This window comes from Flavobacterium sp. JAS (assembly GCF_020991455.1).
Lineage (GTDB): Bacteria > Bacteroidota > Bacteroidia > Flavobacteriales > Flavobacteriaceae > Flavobacterium.
Map to the genome: position 1 here is coordinate 212,252 of NZ_JAJMOX010000003.1, position 18,087 is coordinate 230,338.

An 18,087-nucleotide genomic window follows, 5' to 3' on the forward strand; every position below is an offset into this window, starting at 1 on the left:
GGTGAAATTAGTGGCATATTTTTTTATACAATCTTAATGTCATATTTATCCAAAAGCCCAACAATTCCATCATTTGAAAATTGTGCCTTTCTCATCGGATTAAATTCAGGATCAATTTTATAATTGTAAGCGGTTTTAAAATTAACTGCTGCCAATTGTGTATCGTTAAAAATTGCTCCTTCCAGATTACAATTATCAAAAACCGAACTTGTTAAGTTCGTTCCTATAAAAGTTACTTCTCTTACAGAACAATTGATGAACTTGGTTTTAGGCATTTTTTTATTCGAAAAAATTGCATAATCCAAAGTGCTTTCTTCAAAATAAACCTGAAATAGGAAATCGTCACATTCATTAAAAGCAATTCCGAGAAGTTTACAATTTTTAAAAGTAACATTCTTCAAGCTTGTACTAAATAAGCTTGTCATCGATAAATTGCAATCAATAAACTCGCAGTCTAAAAAAGTAATGTAACCAAAATTACTATTAGAGAAATCACAGTTTTTAAAAACACAATCTTCAAACTCCCGATTGTTTATTTTTTTGTCAATGTAAGCGACTTTCTCGAAGGTTTTCTGAATGTGAATTAGACTTTCCATGTAAAAAGATATTGGATATAGAATTGGACTAGAAGACTTGAATTATTTTATTTTTAAACCCAGTAGGTTTTAAAAACCTGTCGGGTTTGCTTAAGCGACTAAATTAGTCATTAAACAAACCTTTCATAATGATTTTCAATCCATAAAAAATTAAAAACATAGCACTCAAACAAGCCACAATCCCGATTCCTAAAACTAAATAATGCCAATTTGTATGCTGATTCATAAAAGCATTATAAATCAACGAAGGCCCAATAAATAATAAAGGCAACGAACCTGTTAAGTATTTAATTCCTTTTCCTAATAATTCTTTATTTGTTGCCATTTTTTGTTTTTAGTTTCAAGTTTTGAAATGTTTCAAGTTTCAAGTTTCAGGTTTCAAGTTCGTATAATCTTTGTCAAAGTTTTAAACTTTGACAAAGATGCCTTTGCGAAAAACCTTCACGAACTTTGCGGTTAAACAACATTTAACCTTTCACAATAAACTTTTTACTTTAAATAATTGTCAACAGCATTTCTCACGCTGCCATATTTTTTTAATAATTCTGAAGCTTCTTCGTATGAAACTGGAATTTCTCCCATAATCATTTTTACTCCACGATCAACCAGTTTGATATTACTCAACTGCATATCGACCATTTTATTACCTTTTACTTTTCCAAGCTGAATCATGGCTGCAGTCGAAATCATATTCAATACTAATTTCTGAGCTGTTCCTGCTTTCATTCTCGAGCTTCCGGTAATGAATTCAGGACCTACAACTACTTCAACCGGAAATTGAGCTGTCAGAGCCAAAGGACTTCCTGCATTATTGGTAATACATCCGGTAACGATATTATTTTGATTGCAGGTTTCTAAACCACCAATAACATAAGGTGTAGTTCCAGAAGCTGCAATACCAATTACAACATCATGCTCGCCAATATTATTAGCTTGTAAGTCAATCCAGGCTTGTGTTGCATTGTCTTCTGCATTTTCTACAGCGCGACGAATTGCAGTGTCTCCGCCCGCAATAATTCCGTTTACCAAATCAAAAGGAACACCAAAAGTAGGAGGACATTCAGAAGCATCGACAACGCCTAAACGCCCGGATGTTCCGGCTCCGATGTAAAATAATCGCCCGCCTAATTTTAATTTTTCAGCTACCTGAGCGACTAAAGTTTCAATTTGCGGAATTGCTTTTTCGACAGCATCGGGCACCGTTTTGTCTTCCTGATTGATATTCATAAGCAATTCATGAACAGACATTTTTTCTAAATGTTCGTATTTTGAAGCTTGTTCTGTGGTTTTTGTAAAGGTCATTTTTTCGTATAATTACTCATGCCAAAATTAATCTTTTTTATCGCAATTTTTCGAACCTTTTTAAAAGAACTAAAATATTATATTTGTTACATATTAAAAGATAAATGGATAAATTAAGCTTGTTGCAAGGGATTGGTAAGATCTCTGTTTTTGTTTCTTTACTGCTGGCCTTTTTTTTATTAACAGTTAAAACTGAAAATAAATTGGCAAACAGATTATTTGCCTGGTTTTTTATTTTTTCTGCTGTCGATCTAAGTGGACTTTTTATTGATGCTGCAACGCGAACCGAACTAAATTGGGAGATTTTTAGGTCGACTACATGTTTATTTGAAATGCCTTTGTTTTACTTTTTTGTGTTGGCAGTTTGTTATTCTGATTTTAGATTACAATGGAAACATTTAATTCATTTACTACCCTTTATAGTTGTCAATTTAGTTTTCATTCCTAGAATTTATTTAAACTTTGACACAGATAAAGATACTTTTCTTTCAACGTTTAATCAATTGCCTGAGATTTATTTTGTCCAGATTTTAATTGAATTTCAATATGCGTTTTACATTGTCAGTGTATTTTTAATTCTGAAAAAGTATAGAGAAATCTATTTAGAAAATTACGCAAATCCCAGTACGGCAACTTATAAATGGCTTTTTCAGATAACTTGTGTTTTTCTTATCGCACATTCAATTGTGGCATTAAAAAATTTATTGCGCTATAGCGGTTTCAGAGAGGTATTTCTTTGGGCAAATGTACTTGTAGGAAGTATCGCTTTGTTTATAACCTGCTGGTTTATAATGAAAGCATTGAATCATCCCGAACTTTTTAGAGGAGTTAATTCTAAATTGAAACTCACAAAAGATATTCTGCCGGAAGTTAAAGATAAATCTGTTCCATCAAATGTTCAGAATGATTTGATTACAAACCAAATTTCGACTTTGAAACAATATATGCTTGAGAAAGAACCTTTTCTTGATCCGTCGCTTACGATTCAGGAATTGGCCAATCAAATTGATATTCCGGTTCGAGATTTGTCTGTTTTGATTAATCATAAAATGGATCAGCACTTTTTTGATTTTGTGAATGAATATCGCATCCAAAAAGCCATGAACATTTTGAAAGATGAGTCTAAAAGTCAGCTTACGGTTTTAGAAATTTTATATGAAGTTGGTTTTAACTCCAAATCTTCGTTTAATACTTCTTTTAAAAAATATACCAATTTAACGCCTACTGCTTACCGAAACGATTCATAATAAGGGTTTTGTAAAAAGTCGTACTTCGTGCCTTATAAAGTCGAACCAATTTCTTTAGTAGAAAATGGTTCGACTTTTTTTTGTCGGTCGAATCTCGAAAATTTCTAAGGCAACTTTGCTTCAAATTAATTGAACAAGTTAAAATTAGAAATTATGAAAACATCAAACCTCCTTATCTTTTTATTACTGCCATTCTTTTGCTTAGCACAAGCATCATTTAAATTAAAAGGAAAAATAGCGAGCGAAACAACATCTTTAGAATGGGCAGATATTTCAATATTAAATTCAGAAGGGAAAATTATTGACGGAACAACAACGAAACAAGATGGAACTTTTGAAATCAATCTAAAAAAAGATTTTTATAAAATTGGCGTTAGTCTTTTGGGATTTGAAGAATACGAAAAAGAGATTTCAATAGAAAAGGATACTGATTTAGGAACTATTATCTTAAAAGAAAATACAACCAATTTAGTTGAAGTTGTTGTTCAATCTAAAAAGAAAACGATCGAACAGAAGACAGATCGTTTGGTGTACAATCTTGAGAATAATGTTGCAAATGTTGGAGGTGATGCTTTAAGCGCGATTAATACGGCGCCCGGAGTTGTAGTTAAAAATAACACCATTACTATTTTAGGAAAAGGAACTTCTCGCGTTATGATTGACGGAAGAATGATTGAATTGGCTGGCGAAGAATTGAATAACTTTTTGAAATCAATATCAGCAAGTGATATTAAAAATATTGAAATTATTAGCAATCCGCCGGCGAAATATGAAGCGGAAGGAACTGGCGGACTGATTAATATTATCATGAAAAAAGGAGTCCGTGATTCGTGGAAAAACACAACCACAGCTTCTTATGATCAGAATAAATATGGAATTTTTACTTTGAGAGATAATTTCTTTTACAATAAAAAGAAGTTTCGTTTTTCTGCCAGCGTTAATGCAAAAACAGGTTATTTGAATGCTACAGATGATTTAAAAATGTATTTTCCTGATGGACTTTCACATATGAGTAGCATAACAAAAGTAAAAACCGAAAACCTTTCGGGAAAAATAGCTTTGGATTATGATTTCTCTGAACGTACGACAGTTGGTTTTCAATTTATGAATGACAGAAATAATCCAGATTTCAAATCGGATATTTCGATTAATAATTATAATGCTCAAAATCAATTGGACAATATTACCCTGAATAAAAGTAATACAGACAGAGGATCTGGCAATCAAACTTATAATGCGCATTTGATTACCAATCTAGATGACTTAAAGCGAAAATTATCTTTTGATGTGGATTATTTTAATTACGATTCTAAATTCGACAGAAGTTTTATTGCTAATAATTATACGCCAGACATGATATTTACAGATGTGAATCAGGCGGGAAGAAATATTTCGAATCAGGATATTGACAACTGGAGTTTTAAGGCCGATATGGAACATCCGCTTCAAGCGATCAATTTGTCTTACGGTGCAAAAATGAGTTTTACAAATAGTATTAGCGATGTACTTTATTACAATACAATTTCAGGAACTCCAGAATTGGATCCGAATCAGTCAAACCGATTTAAATACACTGAAAATAATCAGGCGATTTATGTGAATGCTGATAAAAAACTAAATGAAAAATGGAACTTTCAAATGGGATTACGATTGGAAAATACTAGAACAAATGGGTTTTCTGAAACTATGAATCAAACTACAGAAAACAATTATTTGAAATTGTTTCCAACGGTTTATGCTTCTTACAAGAAAAATGAAAACAATAGTTTCACTTTAAATTATGGGAAAAGAATCAATAGACCTCGTTTTGACTTATTGAATCCGTTTCGTATTTACATTAGCAGTAATAGTTATTCAGAAGGGAATCCGTTTTTGAAACCTTCTTTTAGTGATAATTTTGAGTTTGCGCATTCTTATAAAGAAATTCTAAGAACTAGTGTTTTTGTCAATTCTGTTACAAATGGTTATGGCGTTTTATTTAGTGCAAACCCAGAAACGAATACACAAATTGTAACACGTGAGAATTATTTTAAAAATTTGAGTTATGGAGTTGGAGAAAGTTATTCGGCAACTTTTGCAGATTGGTGGCAAAGTGAAAATTCATTATACTTTTTAGGTGCAAAAACGGAATTTATTAAAGACATCAATGCGAATCCATCAAACAGTTTACAGATTGATTTTTCGACAAATAATACTTTTGTATTAGGTAAAACAACAAAATTACAAATCGATTTTTCATATACTACGCCTTTTAAAAGCGGTTTGTATGAATTAGGATATGCTTCGAGTTTTGATATCGGTTTCAAACAGGATTTGTTTAACAAAACCATGCAGATTGCGTTTTTGGCGAATGATATTTTTAATACGTCTTATTTAAAAGATTTTACTTCGGTTGTAAATGGCGTAAAACAGGTTTACAGTCAAACGGAAAGTAATAGATTCGTTCGTTTATCTGTGGTTTATAATTTTGGAAATAAAAAGATAAAAGTAGAAGAAAGAGCTTTTGGAAATCAGGAGGAGAAAAAGAGAACGGGGAACTAATTAGATAATTAGTCAATTAGAAAATTAGATAATTGGAATTATGAAAATGAAATTACGAGATGTTATTTTGGTTTTATTTGCGTGAGGGATAGGAGCCAATGTCGTTAAGTTAAGAGAAAATCTATAATGCCATGGCAAATAAATCTCTCGCAATCCCGATAGCCATCGGGAGCAAAATCGCAAAGATTTTGTCATTTCTGACAAGATTATGTTTAAGCTTTGCGATTTTACCTCTTTGGAGATTAATTCTATTTTCTAAAAGCTTAACTTAATGTCACGCCCAACTTATATAAAAAATGCCAGTAAAATTCCCAAAACAATCATCGAAACTTTGGCGATATTGAATTTATGTCCTTCACTGCTTTCAAAAATAATTGTCGACGAAATATGGAAAAGAATTCCGATTACAACAGCAGTTATTTCGGTATAATAATCGTTTAAAAAGGATAAGTATTCAGATGCAATTGTGCCAAGCGGTGTCATAATTGCAAAGGTAAGCATGAATATAAAAATAGCTTTTTTGTCCAGATTTGCGTTGATGAAAAAGGTAGTCAGAATGACTGCAATTGGCAAATGATGAATGGCAATCCCGACGGCTAAATCATGATGAAGACTTACAGGAAAACCTTCTAAAAAGGCGTGAATACACAAACTTATGAATAATAACCACGGAATCTGAGACATTTGTGCATGTCCGTGAACGTGACCATGTTCTGCCCCTTTTGAGAAGAACTCCAGGATGATCTGAAATAAAATTCCGACCATAATAAATAAACCAATATTATGATTGTGTGATTCGTAAACCTCCGGCAATAAATGCATTACGGTTAACGATAGTAAAAATGAACCGCTAAATGCTAATAGCAATTTTAGGTTGGTTTTGTTTTGAGGTTTTAAAAACAAAGCCACAATATATCCTAATAGTACAGAAAATAAAGGTAAAAGATAGTTCATATTTTGTTTAATCGGTTTTTTTGGTTTAATCGTTTAACTGTTGATTTGTTTAATCGATTAGCCGGTTAAACAATTTAACGATTTACCAATTATTTAAAAATCATGATTAATCGTTCGCTTTCGGTTTTATGGAATTTTTTGAGTTTATAGTCTCCAAAAATATCTAACAGAAAAATACCGGCTTCGGCCATTAATTCTTCAAAATCTTTCAAAGTTAATGCTTTTACTTTTTCAGTAAAATGATACTTTTGGCCCTGATCTTCAAAGTCTATTTCCTTAAAAATATGTCCGTCCTCAACGTATCTTTTGATTTTAAAATCGATTCCTTCAACGGTTTTTACTTCTTCAGGAACCAAAGTTTCGATTACCTGATTTACATTCATAAAATCAATTACGGCAAAACCATATTCAGACAAGCTTTCTTTTATTGCTTTTAGAGTCGTCAAATTATCATCGTCATTTTCAAAATAACCAAAACTGGTAAATAAATTGAAAATAGCGTCAAATTTTTCTTCAAACGGCTCACGCATATCGTGCACTTTAAAATGCAGGGTTTCGTTGCTGTTTTTGCTGGCTTCGGCAATGCTGTTTTCAGATAAATCTGCGCCTAAAACGTTAAATCCTAATTGGTTTAGGTAAATAGAATGACGTCCTTTTCCGCAAGCTAAATCAAGTACTTTAGCTTTTTCAGGCAGGTTTAAATAATGTGTAAGATTATCCATAAAAATCTGCGCCTCTCTGTAATTTCGGTCTTTATAAAGAATGTGATAATACGGAGTATCAAACCATGATGTGAACCAGTTTTGAGTGTTACGATCCTGATTTGGTGTTGATGAGTTTGGTGCTTCAGACATTTATTCTATTTCAATTAATTCAAAGTACCGCAAATTTAGTGTATTTTTGCCGAAAAATAACTATTTCGCGATATAGCTGTATAATCATTAGTTGTGTATCACGATCGGAGTTGTTTTTTAATACAAAAATAAAGATGGAAGAAAATTTTAGAATGATTGCCAAATGTTTTTTTGGTTTTGAAGAAATATTAGAGAACGAATTACGTGCTCTTGGCGCTCAGGATGTTGAAAAAGGAGTGAGAATGGTAAGCTTTAAGGGCGATAAAGGTTTTATGTACAAAGCCAATTTATCGTTGCGTACAGCACTTAAAGTCTTAAAACCTATTTACTCGTTTAGAGCAAATAATGAACAAGCACTATATAAAGGAATTTCGGGTGTAAACTGGTCTAAATTATTAAATGCAAATCAAACGTTTGTAATTGATGCGACAGTACATTCGACTTATTTTAATCACTCAGAGTTTGTTTCTCAAAAATGTAAAGATGCAATTGTAGATCAGTTTAGAGAAAGAACGGGGCAAAGGCCTAGTATCGATAAAGCATTTCCGGATTTGAGAATCAATATTCATATTGACAAAGATCAGGTTTCGGTTGCATTGGATACTTCAGGAAATTCACTGCACCAACGTGGTTATAGAACCGCGACAAATATTGCACCAATCAACGAAGTTTTGGCAGCGGGAATCTTATTATTATCGGGTTGGGAAGGCCAAAGTCACTTTTTAGATCCAATGTGTGGTTCTGGAACTTTCCTTGCAGAAGCTGCTATGATTGCCTGCAACATTCCGGCAAATATCAACAGAAAAGAATTTGCTTTTGAAAAATGGAAAGATTGGGATAATGATTTATTCGATGAGATTGTAAACAGTCTGATGAAAAAAACAAAAGAATTCCATTATACTATAAAAGGTTTTGATAAAGCTCCAAGTGCTGTAAACAAAGCCAAAGACAACATCAAAAATGCGAATTTAGACGACTACGTTACAGTTGAAGAAAATAACTTTTTTGATTCTGAAAAAGCAGTTGAAGGAAAGTTACACATGGTTTTTAATCCGCCTTATGATGAGCGTTTGGATATTCACATGGAAGAATTCTACAAAAATATCGGAGATACTTTAAAGAAAAGTTACCCAGGAACAAATGCCTGGTTTATTACTGCAAATCTTGAAGCATTGAAGTTTGTAGGTTTAAAACCTTCTCGTAAAATCAAACTTTTTAACGCAAGCTTAGAAGCACGTTTGGTTAAATACGAAATGTACGAAGGAAGTAAGAGAACGAAATTTCAAGTTAACGAACAATAGGTTCAAAGGCTCAGAGGTTCAAAAGGCACAGAGGGAAAAACTTTGCCCCTTTGAACCTCTGAAACTTAAAAAGAAAAAATAATGACTAAACTACAAGTAAGAGCTTTTTTATATCAATTAGGATGTTTTGCGATTCTATTTATTTTAGGAAGATATTTAGTGGCAACCTATACCCATTTAACAGGATTTTGGATCCCGATGACTTCTTTTATTGCGGCAACTTTGATTTCACCTAAATTTCAGGCGGTGAAAACCAAAGACGGAGAAAAACTGTTTATGAAATGGATTTTTATAAAAGGAATTAAAGAAATTGGATAAGATAAATTATTCAGTTGTGTATCGTTTCTTTTAAGACATATATAGATTTTATTTTGCAAGAATGAGTATTATATTAGCCAAAGACTAAAGGATTATAAAAAAAAATATTTCACGCAGATTCTGCAGATTTGAGCAGATAAAATTTAGATAATTATCTGCGTGCATTTGCTTAAATCTTTTTAAAATCTGCGTGAAAAAATATTTAGGCAAATAAGCGAAATATAGATTTAAAACTTTTATTAATTGCACCCAACGGTTTAAAAATAGTTGTTTATGAAGATAATTGGACTTATAGGCGGGATTAGCTGGGTTTCGACAGCAGATTATTACAAACTTATAAATCAGGGGATGAACGAGAAAATGGGAGGACTTAACTTCTCAGAATGTTTGATTTATTCTTTCAATTATGCTGATATAAAAAAGAACAACGATGCCAATGATTGGGATCGTACTTTTGAAATGCTTTTTAAAGCTTGTCAATTCTTAAAATCGGGTGGAGCAGAAGCGATTCTTTTATGTGCCAATACCATGCACTTAATTGCTGATAGACTTGAAAAAGCTATTGATTTGCCTATTATTCACATTGCTACAGAAACGGCTATTCAAATTGAAAAGCAAAACCTTAAAAAAGTGGCTCTTTTGGGAACTAAGTTTACAATGGAACTGGATTTCTTTAAAGAAAAACTGAGTGCTAGAGGTATTGAAGCCATTATTCCGGAGAATAGTGAGGACAGAGATTTTCTACATACTACAATTTTTGAGGAATTAGGAAAAGGTATCGTTACTGACGAAACTAAAAAACATATTTTGAGGATTACAAATGAACTAATAGAAAATGGTGCCGAAGGTGTTATTCTGGGTTGTACAGAACTTCCTTTGGTTATAAAACCAGAAGATGTTACTGTTCCTGTTTTTGATACCACTTTAATACATTCAAATGCTGCAATAGCATTCCAATTGTCTTAAAATATACAAATAAAAAAGAGCCCCGAATATCTAAATTCGGGGCTCTTTTTTTATATTAAGAAAACTACTGTTTTTTAGAAGTTTCTTTTTTAGTATCGATTTCAGGTACAATTACTTTTTTCTTGTATAAAGGTATAAAGTAAGAAACTGTGTAATTAAAACCTACTCCAAAATTTCCATCATAAGTTCTGTTAAAACCAGGAATGTAAAGATTGTCAAAGCCGCTTGGTTTGTTATTCATAACTAAAAGTTTTAGCTGAACACCAAAACCTACAAATATGTTATTAAATACCTTGGCTTTTATTCCCATCGCAACTTCAAGCCATCCGGCTGTTAAACCGTTGAATTTTTCGCCGGACACAATCGCAGGCTGTTCTCCCCAATACGGATTAGGATTATAGATTTTATAACTGTTTATTTGTTGGCTAAACGAGCTAAAACCACCTCTTAAACCTATCGTAATCAGGTTTTCCATGTCAAGCCAGTTTTGGTACATATTATAGTCAAAACCTCCTTTTATATAAGTTCCGTTTGTGGTTGAGTTTAGTCTGTCGTCGTCAGTTGTTTTGTCTTCATAACCAAGTTCGGCTGCCAGATAGTATTTTTTCGTCAAGCGAAAATCTCCCACAAATTCAACACCTTTATAATCTTTATCATAAAGTCCACGAGTCAGTTTATATAAATCGACACCCACACGCAAACCATAACGATCTGTTTTAGGAACGGAATCTTTTTTTGTTTCCTGAATTGCCGGTTTAGCAGTTTCAGCTTTGGGTTTTGCTTTTGGCTTTTCGGGAACAATTTCTTTTGTTGCTGTAGTAGTCGGCGTTTCCTGGGCTTGAACCAAAAACATTGAAAACAATAAGCAAAAACTAAAAGTATATTTTAATGTGTGTCTCATTTTCAGATTCAATGTTATATTTTTCTACGTTAATGACTCTTATCCAAGGTCCATCTACTCCCGGGCTATATATAAAAGGCTGTGATACTGGATCGGCAACAAAAGGATTTAATGTAAAAGTAGTTTTATAGCCACATGCTCTTGATACATATAAGTCCTGATGTGTATAGTCAAATCGTATTACATCTTTATTAATCAAAGTGGGATCTGTACTTGCAGCATTATAAATAAAACTATAAGTGGTAGTGTTTTCATTTGTTTTTAACGGAATTGAAATTGAAGTACCATTTGCATAATACTTAGTATCTGTTGTACTAGTTTCGTTAAAAACAATTCCCTCAGCCAAATCATTACCATCCTTATCTTTTCCAACTACTTTTAAATTGGTTACTTTTCTAGGTAAACTTGCATCAGCATTATCAAAAAATGATATTACCAATCGCGGAGTAGTAGGAGTAGTTGGATCGCAAATATCATCTTTCTCGCAGCTTGATAAGCCAAAAGTAAAGAGCAATAAAAAAGCTACTATTTTTTTCATTTATAGTTTTTTGTTATCGAAGTTCTAAAAGTACAACATTTTCAACATGATGCGTTTGCGGAAACATATCGACCGGACGCACACGTGTAACTTTGTATTTTTCATCCATTAGAGCCAAATCACGAGCTTGTGTTGCTGAATTACAACTTACATAAACTACTTTTTTAGGAGCAATTTTCAAGATTTGATCAATAACGTCTTTGTGCATTCCGTCACGAGGCGGATCTGTGATAATAACATCAGGTTTTCCATGTTGAGCGATAAAACTTTCGTTAAATACCACTTTCATGTCTCCTACAAAAAACTCACAATTAGTTATATTATTGCGTTCAGCATTTGCTTTAGCGTCTAAAATCGCTTCGGGAACACTTTCTACACCAATTACTTTTTTCGCTTTTTTAGAAACGAATTGTGCAATAGTTCCTGTTCCTGTATATAAATCATAAACAGTTTCATTACCAGAAAGTCCGGCAAAGTCGCGTGTTATTTTGTATAATTCATACGCTTGGTCAGAATTGGTTTGGTAAAAAGATTTAGCATTGATGCTGAATTTTAAACCTTCCATTTCTTCCAGAATATAATCTCTACCTTTATATAGTTTGATATTCTGATCGTAAATAGTATCGTTTTGTTTTGAATTTACGACATATTGCAATGAAGTAATTTGTGGAAACTTCTCGTAAAGATGATCTAAAATAAGTTCACGATTTTTTTTGTCATTTTCGAAAAACTGAATCAAAACCATGATTTCTCCGGTTGAAGCCGTACGGATCATAAAAGTTCTCAATAAACCAGATTGTTCTCTAGGATTAAAGAATGCTAAATTATGCTCGTTTGCAAAATCTCTGATCTCGTTTCTGATCGCGTTTGAAGGATCTTCTTGTAAATGACATTTGTTGATGTCAAGAATTTTATCCCACATCTTCGGAATGTGAAATCCTAAGGCGTTTCTGTTTCCTAAATCTTCTGTGCTTTCAATTTCCTTTTCGGTTAACCAACGGCTGTTAGAAAACGAAAATTCCATTTTGTTTCTATAGAAAAACTGTTTTTCTGAACCTAAAATATCTTCAAATTCAGGAAGTTCAACCTTTCCTATGCGTTGCAAATGATTTTTTACCTCATTTTGTTTATAATACAACTGTTGGCTGTATTTCATATTTTGCCATTTACATCCTCCACAAACTCCAAAATGCTCGCATATTGGTTCTATACGATGTTCTGAAAATTCGTGAAATTTTACGGCTTTGCCTTCATAATAGGCTTTTCTTTTTTTGAAAGTTTGTACGTCAACTACATCACCCGGAACAACATTCGGAATAAAGATTACTTTTCCGTCAGGAGCCTTAGCCACTGACACTCCCTTTGCTCCAGCATCAAGAACCTGAATTTGATGAAAGACAACTTTGTCTGTATTTTTTCTTCCCATAGCGCAAAAATAAGGGTTTGTAAACTTTTATAAATTTAAATTTCAAAATATTTTATCAATTTCTTTAAAATACTAGTTTTATCGAGTTTAAAAGCTAACTTTGTTAATAGCAATAAGCCCAAATGCTGCATTTTTAACCTATAGTATTGTTATTATTTTATGAAGTTGTATCATAATCTTTCGCAAATAGGCTTTCTAAGAAAAAGTTATGTGTTCAAATTTCTATTTGTTGCTTTCATAGGTATCCATATCCCCTTAATTGGTATATTGTTTTTCGTACTTTTTTCAAATCACTCTATTTCTCCAATTTCAATTATAATTTTTGCTTTAATAATGACTTTATTAGCAACTTTAGTGACGCTTTTGGTTTTAAATCAATTAATTAAGCCTATTTCTTTAGCATCTAAATCTCTGGATGATTATAGAAATAACAGACAATTATCGGTTTTACCAACAGAATATACAGATGAAGCGGGATTATTGATGTGTAATATTCAGGAATCAATCTATGAATCTGAAAGTTTTATAAATGAAAAACAGGATTTGATTTACATGCTTTCTCATGATTTGAAAAATTTCGCTGGTAACCCGCAAGGTTTGGCAAAGTTAATTTTAAGCGAAAATCCATCAGATTCGATTAAGCATTTGGCGGAATTAATTTGTGAATCGACTAATTTGCAATTCCGATACATCGAAAATTTCATAAAACTTCTCAAGGAACAGGATCAGGTTGTAAAAGTAAATCAGGATCCAAAAACAATTATATTTCCTAATATTTTACCTTTTATAAACGAGCAGGTTGAGCAGCGTTTAATTGATAAAAATATTAAACTGACTTTAAGCTTAGAACTGGTCGAAGCAAAACTTAAAATAGATGAAGGTTTATTGGTTCAGGTTTTGGTTAATTTAGTCAGCAATGCAATTAAGTTCTCTTATTTTGACAGCGAAATTAAAGTTAGAATATATCTTCAAAATTCGAATTTGGTTATAAGTGTTATAGATAAAGGAATTGGTTTTGATAAAACTCAGATTGATGAATTGTTTAAGAAATTTACCAAAATGAGCCGATTAGGAACTGCCAATGAATTATCAACCGGAATTGGGTTGTATTTGTGCAAGAAAATTATCGAAAGAAACAAAGGTAAATTAACCGCCATCAGCGAAGGAAAAAACAAAGGAGCTGAATTTAAAATTGAGTTTGATATTAATTATTGATTAAAAAAGGTACAAAGATGCAAAGGTTCAGAGTGACAAAGGTTTTCTGTTGAGACGCACAGTAGTGCGTCTTTTTTAGAATATAAAGGTTTTGTAGTCAGTCTGTAAAACTTTGAACCTTTGTAGCTTTGAACCTTTGTACCTAGATTTCTCAATCAAATAAATCAGAAGAAAGATAACGATCACCACGATCGCAGATAACCGCTACGATTACACCTGATTCCAATTGTTCGGCAATTTTTAACGCTACGGCAACAGAACCTCCGCTGCTCATTCCTGCAAAAACGCCTTCTTCAAGCGCTAATCTTTTAGTCATTGCACGAGCTTCTTCTTCGCTAACATCAATTACGGTATCTACTTTTGAAGCATCAAAAATCTTCGGTAAATATTCCTGTGGCCATTTACGAATTCCCGGAATTTGAGATCCGTCGCTTGGCTGCGCTCCAATGATTTGAATTGCCGGATTTTTTTCTTTTAAATAAGTCGAAGTTCCAATGATCGTTCCCGTAGTTCCCATTGCCGAAACAAAGTGTGTAACGGTTCCGTCAGTATCATTCCAGATTTCAGGACCGGTAGTTTTATAATGTGCTTTCCAGTTGTCCTCATTTGCAAACTGATTTAGCATCAAATAACCGCCTTCTGCCACTTTTTTGTCGGCATAATCCCTTGAACCAATAATTCCTTCGCTAGCAGGCGTTAAAATCACTGTAGCGCCATAAGCACGCATTGTTTGAGTGCGTTCTTTTGTAGAATCTTCGGGTAAAACCAATTCTATTTCTATTTGAAACAATTGAGCAATCATCGCAAGAGCAATTCCGGTGTTGCCACTTGTTGCTTCAATTAGTTTGTCTCCTTTTTTAATATCGCCTCTTTCAAGAGCCGAAGCAATCATATTGTATGCGGCTCTGTCTTTTACACTTCCGCCGGGATTATTTCCTTCGAGCTTTAGTAAAAGTTTTACGTTTTTATTTTTAACCAAATTGACAGTTTCCATCAAAGGAGTATTTCCAATTAGGTTAAGCAATTTCTGTGGACCCATTTTATTTTTTTTCTTTTATTTTAACTTCAGTTGTAGTAGTGTTTAGAACGATAGAATCTTCGGGAATCGATTTGGTAATCCATGCATTTCCTCCCACAATACTATTTTTGCCAATAACGGTTTCGCCTCCCAAAATAGTTGCATTGGCATAAATGCAAACATTTGCTTCTACTGTTGGATGTCTTTTGGCGTTTTTCATTTCCTTGCTTACGCTTAATGCTCCCAGAGTTACACCTTGGTAGATTTTAACATGTTTTTTGATAACGGTCGTTTGACCAATAACAATTCCGGTTGCGTGATCGATAAAAAACGGCGATGCAATTTGAGCACCGGCATGAATATCAGTTCCGGTAATTCGATGCGCATATTCGCTCATTAATCTTGAGAATAATAACAAATCCAGATTATAAAGTTCATGACTTAATCTGTAAATAGCGATGGCGTAGAAACCGGGATATGCCAAATAAACCTCGTCGATACTATTTGATGCAGGGTCATTCTCTAAAATATAGGAAGCATCATCATTTAGTTTTTCTAAGACGCTGGGTAATTTTTCGAGGAATCGGTCCCAAATAGATTCGCATAAGTTCTGAGGTTTTTTGCAGGCCAGAACGGCAATCTCTTTAAAGCGGATTTCGAGTTCGTCAATGCTCTCGTCTAAAGCTGCATTTGAATCAAAAAGAGTGTAGAAAAGCTTTTCGGTAAAATCTTCTGTTTTGGTTTTGATTCCGTAATTAATGTTTGAATGGCTTTTTAGAGCTTTTATATTTTGTATGATACTGTCTTTTGTCACAATTGTAAAATTGAGTGGATAATTTAAAACGTTAAAAGTAAGGCGTTTTTTGTAAATAAGGGCACGAATTAACTAAAGAAATTTTGCATAGCAAATTCTATTTGTGATAAAAAAAAGAATGATAAAAGCGATTATTTTATATGATTCTTAAGAAGTTAAATGCGTAAATTAGCCAGTAAAATTTATAAAAATGAAAAATAATTCAACTTTTAAAAGCGCTATTTCTAATCTTGAATTTCCCGAAAGTCAGAAAATTTATGGAAAATCGATACATGATCCAATTTTAGGACTAATTATCAAGGATCATCCTTCTTTTTGCGAAGACGATTGTATTGCGGTTAAGGAGTTAAATGAATATCGCCAAAAATATGTTTCGAATTATTTGTCTACCGAAATAGGTACGCTTTCTGATCTTGAAAAAAGTGTTATTACATCTCTAAAAGAAGACAGATCAATTGTGACTATTGCAGAAGATGAGCAGGAAACCAGAAGCTTTGGACAGAAAATAGCAGATCAGGTGGCAGATTTTGGCGGAAGCTGGACGTTTATTATTTCGTTTTTAGCTTTCATAGTCATTTGGATTAGTGCTAATGTTTATATTTTGGTTAATAAAGGTTTTGATCCATATCCGTTTATTTTATTGAATTTGATTTTATCCTGTATCGCCGCATTGCAAGCTCCGGTAATTATGATGAGCCAAAATCGTCAGGAAGAAAAAGACAGAAACAGAGCCAAAAAAGATTATATGATTAACCTGAAATCTGAATTAGAAATAAGAATGATTCACGATAAAATTGATCACATGATTATGCATCAACAACAGGAATTAATCGAAATTCAAAAAGTGCAAATCGAAATGATGAATGATATTTTGAACCAGATTAAGAAATAATTTGAGCAATTTTTGAATGAAAAAAATTAAAGATAGAAGTGTTTATAATAGTATCCACCAAGCATAAAAACGAGATTTATGAATGCGATATTCCAAACGATTTTTTTGTAGTTTCTCGATTTATCTAAAAAATACAAAGCGACAAAAGCGAAAAAGATAAGGGTAGAATAAAGCGCCGGATACATCTGAAAAGCGGCCGAAAATTCGCCTTGAAAAAGTAAGAATAAAGCGCGCTGAAAACCACATCCCAAACACTCAACTCCGAAGAATGTTTTGAACAGGCAGGGGATCATATATTTCTCTAAATTCAAGTCGATTATTTTTTACAATTTTACAAAAAAATATTTGATAACATGTCAAAAGGAGTGAACTGCTATTTTAAAGTTTTATACTTTTGAACTCTTATACTTTAAAATATGAAAGCGATTAAAATTATAATAATGATTCTTGCCATTTCGGTTGCGTTATACGAGCAGGTTTCGGCAGAAAAGAATGTCTATATCACGGTAATTGCAATTGCAGTTTTCATGTTTGGAATGATGCAGCTGAGCGCAAAAACACCAAGTAAAAATCAAGATAAAGAGGAGCAGGATGTTAACTAAAGGAGATAAGGTTTCAGTCTTAGACGAAGCCATAAACGGAACGGTAGTTTCGGTTAAAAATAACGAAGTTTTAATAGAAACAGAAGACGGATTTACGATGACGTTTTTTGTCAACGAATTGCTTAAAATTCACGATTCCAGTAATTTAATGAATTCTATTAAAAGAATTAATTTAGATGAGATTACAAAAGAGAAAACAGAGCCAAAACCAAGAAGTTTTGTAAAAGAAAAGAAAGATAAACGCGAAATTCCGGCTCCCGAATTTGATTTACACATCGAAAAACTGGTTCCAAACAAACGCGGAATGTCAAATTATGATATCTTGACTTTACAGACCGAAACGGCAAAAAGACACATAGAATTTGCAATTAGAAATCGCATTCCAAAAATTGTTTTTATTCACGGTGTTGGCGAGGGAATTTTAAAAGCCGAACTTGATTTTTTATTGGGTCGTTATGACGGAATAGATTTTCAGGATGCCAATTATCAAAAATATGGCTTAGGTGCCACCGAAGTTTATTTTAGGCAAAACAATAAATAAAGTTGTTTTTCGAGGCTAGAGTTGTTTATTTTTAAGCAAAAAAAAACGTCCGTTTTTCTTT

The 18,087-nt window shown here is 32.8% G+C and carries 20 protein-coding genes; 9 read left to right on the forward strand and 11 right to left on the reverse strand.

Features of this window, described 5'->3' with window-relative positions; translation table 11 throughout:
• Positions 1-23: 23 nt before the first annotated feature.
• The 3 genes from LPB88_RS04970 to murQ form a co-directional block, all read right to left on the reverse strand.
• A complete protein-coding gene (locus tag LPB88_RS04970) occupies positions 24-596 on the reverse strand; it encodes a pentapeptide repeat-containing protein (protein WP_230713075.1) in 573 nt (190 codons plus the stop codon).
• 103 nt (positions 597-699) lie between these two features.
• Complete coding sequence (locus LPB88_RS04975; RefSeq protein WP_140504408.1) at positions 700-921, reverse strand: DUF6095 family protein; 222 nt, start codon at positions 919-921, stop codon at positions 700-702.
• Between the two features lie 164 nt (positions 922-1,085).
• Positions 1,086-1,898, reverse strand: coding sequence for an N-acetylmuramic acid 6-phosphate etherase (gene murQ / locus LPB88_RS04980; protein ID WP_230713077.1), 813 nt, complete (start codon positions 1,896-1,898; stop codon positions 1,086-1,088).
• Between the two features lie 104 nt (positions 1,899-2,002).
• On the opposite strand from murQ, the gene LPB88_RS04985 reads away from it, so the two are divergent.
• Both LPB88_RS04985 and LPB88_RS04990 read left to right on the forward strand, forming a co-directional pair.
• Positions 2,003-3,145, forward strand: a complete 1,143-nt coding sequence (locus LPB88_RS04985) for an AraC family transcriptional regulator (RefSeq protein ID WP_230713078.1) — start codon at positions 2,003-2,005, stop codon at positions 3,143-3,145.
• 153 nt (positions 3,146-3,298) lie between these two features.
• Positions 3,299-5,686, forward strand: a complete 2,388-nt coding sequence (locus tag LPB88_RS04990) for a TonB-dependent receptor domain-containing protein (protein WP_230713080.1) — start codon at positions 3,299-3,301, stop codon at positions 5,684-5,686.
• Between the two features lie 285 nt (positions 5,687-5,971).
• Here the strand turns inward: LPB88_RS04990 and LPB88_RS04995 are convergent, their stop codons facing one another.
• Positions 5,972-6,640: a ZIP family metal transporter gene (locus LPB88_RS04995; RefSeq protein ID WP_230713082.1), complete on the reverse strand. Its 669-nt coding sequence runs from the start codon at positions 6,638-6,640 to the stop codon at positions 5,972-5,974.
• An 89-nt stretch (positions 6,641-6,729) separates the two neighbouring features.
• The gene (locus tag LPB88_RS05000) at positions 6,730-7,494 is read right to left on the reverse strand and encodes a bifunctional 2-polyprenyl-6-hydroxyphenol methylase/3-demethylubiquinol 3-O-methyltransferase UbiG (protein ID WP_230713084.1); all 765 of its coding nucleotides are present in this window, start codon (positions 7,492-7,494) and stop codon (positions 6,730-6,732) included.
• A gap of 134 nt (positions 7,495-7,628) precedes the next feature.
• Here LPB88_RS05000 and LPB88_RS05005 point away from each other — a divergent pair, with 134 nt between their 5' ends.
• From LPB88_RS05005 to LPB88_RS05015, 3 genes are all read left to right on the forward strand, one after another.
• A complete protein-coding gene (locus LPB88_RS05005) occupies positions 7,629-8,795 on the forward strand; it encodes a class I SAM-dependent RNA methyltransferase (protein WP_230713086.1) in 1,167 nt (388 codons plus the stop codon).
• A gap of 81 nt (positions 8,796-8,876) precedes the next feature.
• Complete coding sequence (locus LPB88_RS05010) at positions 8,877-9,113, forward strand: hypothetical protein (RefSeq protein ID WP_230713088.1); 237 nt, start codon at positions 8,877-8,879, stop codon at positions 9,111-9,113.
• A 273-nt stretch (positions 9,114-9,386) separates the two neighbouring features.
• Entirely contained in the window at positions 9,387-10,079 is a 693-nt protein-coding gene (locus LPB88_RS05015; protein ID WP_230713090.1) for an aspartate/glutamate racemase family protein, read from the forward strand.
• A gap of 64 nt (positions 10,080-10,143) precedes the next feature.
• Here the strand turns inward: LPB88_RS05015 and LPB88_RS05020 are convergent, their stop codons facing one another.
• Genes LPB88_RS05020 through rlmD form a run of 3 tightly spaced genes read right to left on the reverse strand, consistent with a single transcriptional unit; the run spans position 10,144 to position 12,944 of the window.
• The gene (locus LPB88_RS05020) at positions 10,144-10,980 is read right to left on the reverse strand and encodes a DUF6048 family protein (protein ID WP_230713092.1); all 837 of its coding nucleotides are present in this window, start codon (positions 10,978-10,980) and stop codon (positions 10,144-10,146) included.
• Positions 10,952-11,518 (reverse strand): DUF6452 family protein, encoded by a 567-nt coding sequence (locus tag LPB88_RS05025; protein ID WP_230713094.1) that lies wholly within the window; start codon positions 11,516-11,518, stop codon positions 10,952-10,954. The genes LPB88_RS05020 and LPB88_RS05025 overlap by 29 nt, the downstream gene beginning before the upstream one ends.
• A gap of 13 nt (positions 11,519-11,531) precedes the next feature.
• Positions 11,532-12,944: a 23S rRNA (uracil(1939)-C(5))-methyltransferase RlmD gene (rlmD, locus tag LPB88_RS05030; RefSeq protein WP_230713096.1), complete on the reverse strand. Its 1,413-nt coding sequence runs from the start codon at positions 12,942-12,944 to the stop codon at positions 11,532-11,534.
• A 333-nt stretch (positions 12,945-13,277) separates the two neighbouring features.
• On the opposite strand from rlmD, the gene LPB88_RS05035 reads away from it, so the two are divergent.
• The gene (locus tag LPB88_RS05035) at positions 13,278-14,159 is read left to right on the forward strand and encodes a sensor histidine kinase KdpD (protein WP_230713098.1); all 882 of its coding nucleotides are present in this window, start codon (positions 13,278-13,280) and stop codon (positions 14,157-14,159) included.
• A gap of 151 nt (positions 14,160-14,310) precedes the next feature.
• Here LPB88_RS05035 and cysM read toward each other — a convergent pair whose 3' ends face one another.
• Complete coding sequence (gene cysM / locus LPB88_RS05040; RefSeq protein WP_230713100.1) at positions 14,311-15,198, reverse strand: cysteine synthase CysM; 888 nt, start codon at positions 15,196-15,198, stop codon at positions 14,311-14,313.
• A gap of 1 nt (position 15,199) precedes the next feature.
• Positions 15,200-15,991, reverse strand: a complete 792-nt coding sequence (locus LPB88_RS05045; protein WP_230713102.1) for a serine acetyltransferase — start codon at positions 15,989-15,991, stop codon at positions 15,200-15,202.
• 190 nt (positions 15,992-16,181) lie between these two features.
• On the opposite strand from LPB88_RS05045, the gene LPB88_RS05050 reads away from it, so the two are divergent.
• Complete coding sequence (locus tag LPB88_RS05050) at positions 16,182-16,883, forward strand: DUF1003 domain-containing protein (RefSeq protein ID WP_230713104.1); 702 nt, start codon at positions 16,182-16,184, stop codon at positions 16,881-16,883.
• A gap of 26 nt (positions 16,884-16,909) precedes the next feature.
• Here LPB88_RS05050 and LPB88_RS05055 read toward each other — a convergent pair whose 3' ends face one another.
• Positions 16,910-17,176 (reverse strand): DUF2752 domain-containing protein, encoded by a 267-nt coding sequence (locus tag LPB88_RS05055; RefSeq protein ID WP_230713494.1) that lies wholly within the window; start codon positions 17,174-17,176, stop codon positions 16,910-16,912.
• Between the two features lie 123 nt (positions 17,177-17,299).
• On the opposite strand from LPB88_RS05055, the gene LPB88_RS05060 reads away from it, so the two are divergent.
• Together LPB88_RS05060 and LPB88_RS05065 are read left to right on the forward strand one after the other, a co-directional pair.
• On the forward strand, positions 17,300-17,485 hold the full coding sequence (locus tag LPB88_RS05060; RefSeq protein WP_230713106.1) for a hypothetical protein: 186 nt from the start codon (positions 17,300-17,302) through the stop codon (positions 17,483-17,485).
• The gene (locus tag LPB88_RS05065) at positions 17,475-18,026 is read left to right on the forward strand and encodes a Smr/MutS family protein (RefSeq protein WP_230713108.1); all 552 of its coding nucleotides are present in this window, start codon (positions 17,475-17,477) and stop codon (positions 18,024-18,026) included. Before LPB88_RS05060 ends, LPB88_RS05065 begins: the two co-directional genes overlap by 11 nt.
• The last annotated feature ends 61 nt before the right edge of the window (positions 18,027-18,087 follow it).

Bases quoted from the DNA above. Each gene is read 5' to 3' on its own strand.
- LPB88_RS04995 (WP_230713082.1), bottom strand. From the start codon at position 6,640: ATGAACTATCTTTTACCTTTATTTTCTGTACTATTAGGATATATTGTG.
- LPB88_RS05000 (WP_230713084.1), bottom strand. From the start codon at position 7,494: ATGTCTGAAGCACCAAACTCATCAACACCAAATCAGGATCGTAACACT.
- LPB88_RS05035 (WP_230713098.1), top strand. From the start codon at position 13,278: ATGACTTTATTAGCAACTTTAGTGACGCTTTTGGTTTTAAATCAATTA.
- LPB88_RS05015 (WP_230713090.1), top strand. From the start codon at position 9,387: ATGAAGATAATTGGACTTATAGGCGGGATTAGCTGGGTTTCGACAGCA.
- LPB88_RS05050 (WP_230713104.1), top strand. From the start codon at position 16,182: ATGAAAAATAATTCAACTTTTAAAAGCGCTATTTCTAATCTTGAATTT.
- LPB88_RS05005 (WP_230713086.1), top strand. From the start codon at position 7,629: ATGGAAGAAAATTTTAGAATGATTGCCAAATGTTTTTTTGGTTTTGAA.
- LPB88_RS04975 (WP_140504408.1), bottom strand. From the start codon at position 921: ATGGCAACAAATAAAGAATTATTAGGAAAAGGAATTAAATACTTAACA.
- LPB88_RS05025 (WP_230713094.1), bottom strand. From the start codon at position 11,518: ATGAAAAAAATAGTAGCTTTTTTATTGCTCTTTACTTTTGGCTTATCA.
- LPB88_RS05020 (WP_230713092.1), bottom strand. From the start codon at position 10,980: ATGAGACACACATTAAAATATACTTTTAGTTTTTGCTTATTGTTTTCA.
- LPB88_RS04970 (WP_230713075.1), bottom strand. From the start codon at position 596: ATGGAAAGTCTAATTCACATTCAGAAAACCTTCGAGAAAGTCGCTTAC.
- LPB88_RS05060 (WP_230713106.1), top strand. From the start codon at position 17,300: ATGAAAGCGATTAAAATTATAATAATGATTCTTGCCATTTCGGTTGCG.
- cysM (WP_230713100.1), bottom strand. From the start codon at position 15,198: ATGGGTCCACAGAAATTGCTTAACCTAATTGGAAATACTCCTTTGATG.
- LPB88_RS05065 (WP_230713108.1), top strand. From the start codon at position 17,475: ATGTTAACTAAAGGAGATAAGGTTTCAGTCTTAGACGAAGCCATAAAC.
- LPB88_RS04985 (WP_230713078.1), top strand. From the start codon at position 2,003: ATGGATAAATTAAGCTTGTTGCAAGGGATTGGTAAGATCTCTGTTTTT.
- LPB88_RS04990 (WP_230713080.1), top strand. From the start codon at position 3,299: ATGAAAACATCAAACCTCCTTATCTTTTTATTACTGCCATTCTTTTGC.
- murQ (WP_230713077.1), bottom strand. From the start codon at position 1,898: ATGACCTTTACAAAAACCACAGAACAAGCTTCAAAATACGAACATTTA.
- LPB88_RS05010 (WP_230713088.1), top strand. From the start codon at position 8,877: ATGACTAAACTACAAGTAAGAGCTTTTTTATATCAATTAGGATGTTTT.
- LPB88_RS05055 (WP_230713494.1), bottom strand. From the start codon at position 17,176: ATGATCCCCTGCCTGTTCAAAACATTCTTCGGAGTTGAGTGTTTGGGA.
- rlmD (WP_230713096.1), bottom strand. From the start codon at position 12,944: ATGGGAAGAAAAAATACAGACAAAGTTGTCTTTCATCAAATTCAGGTT.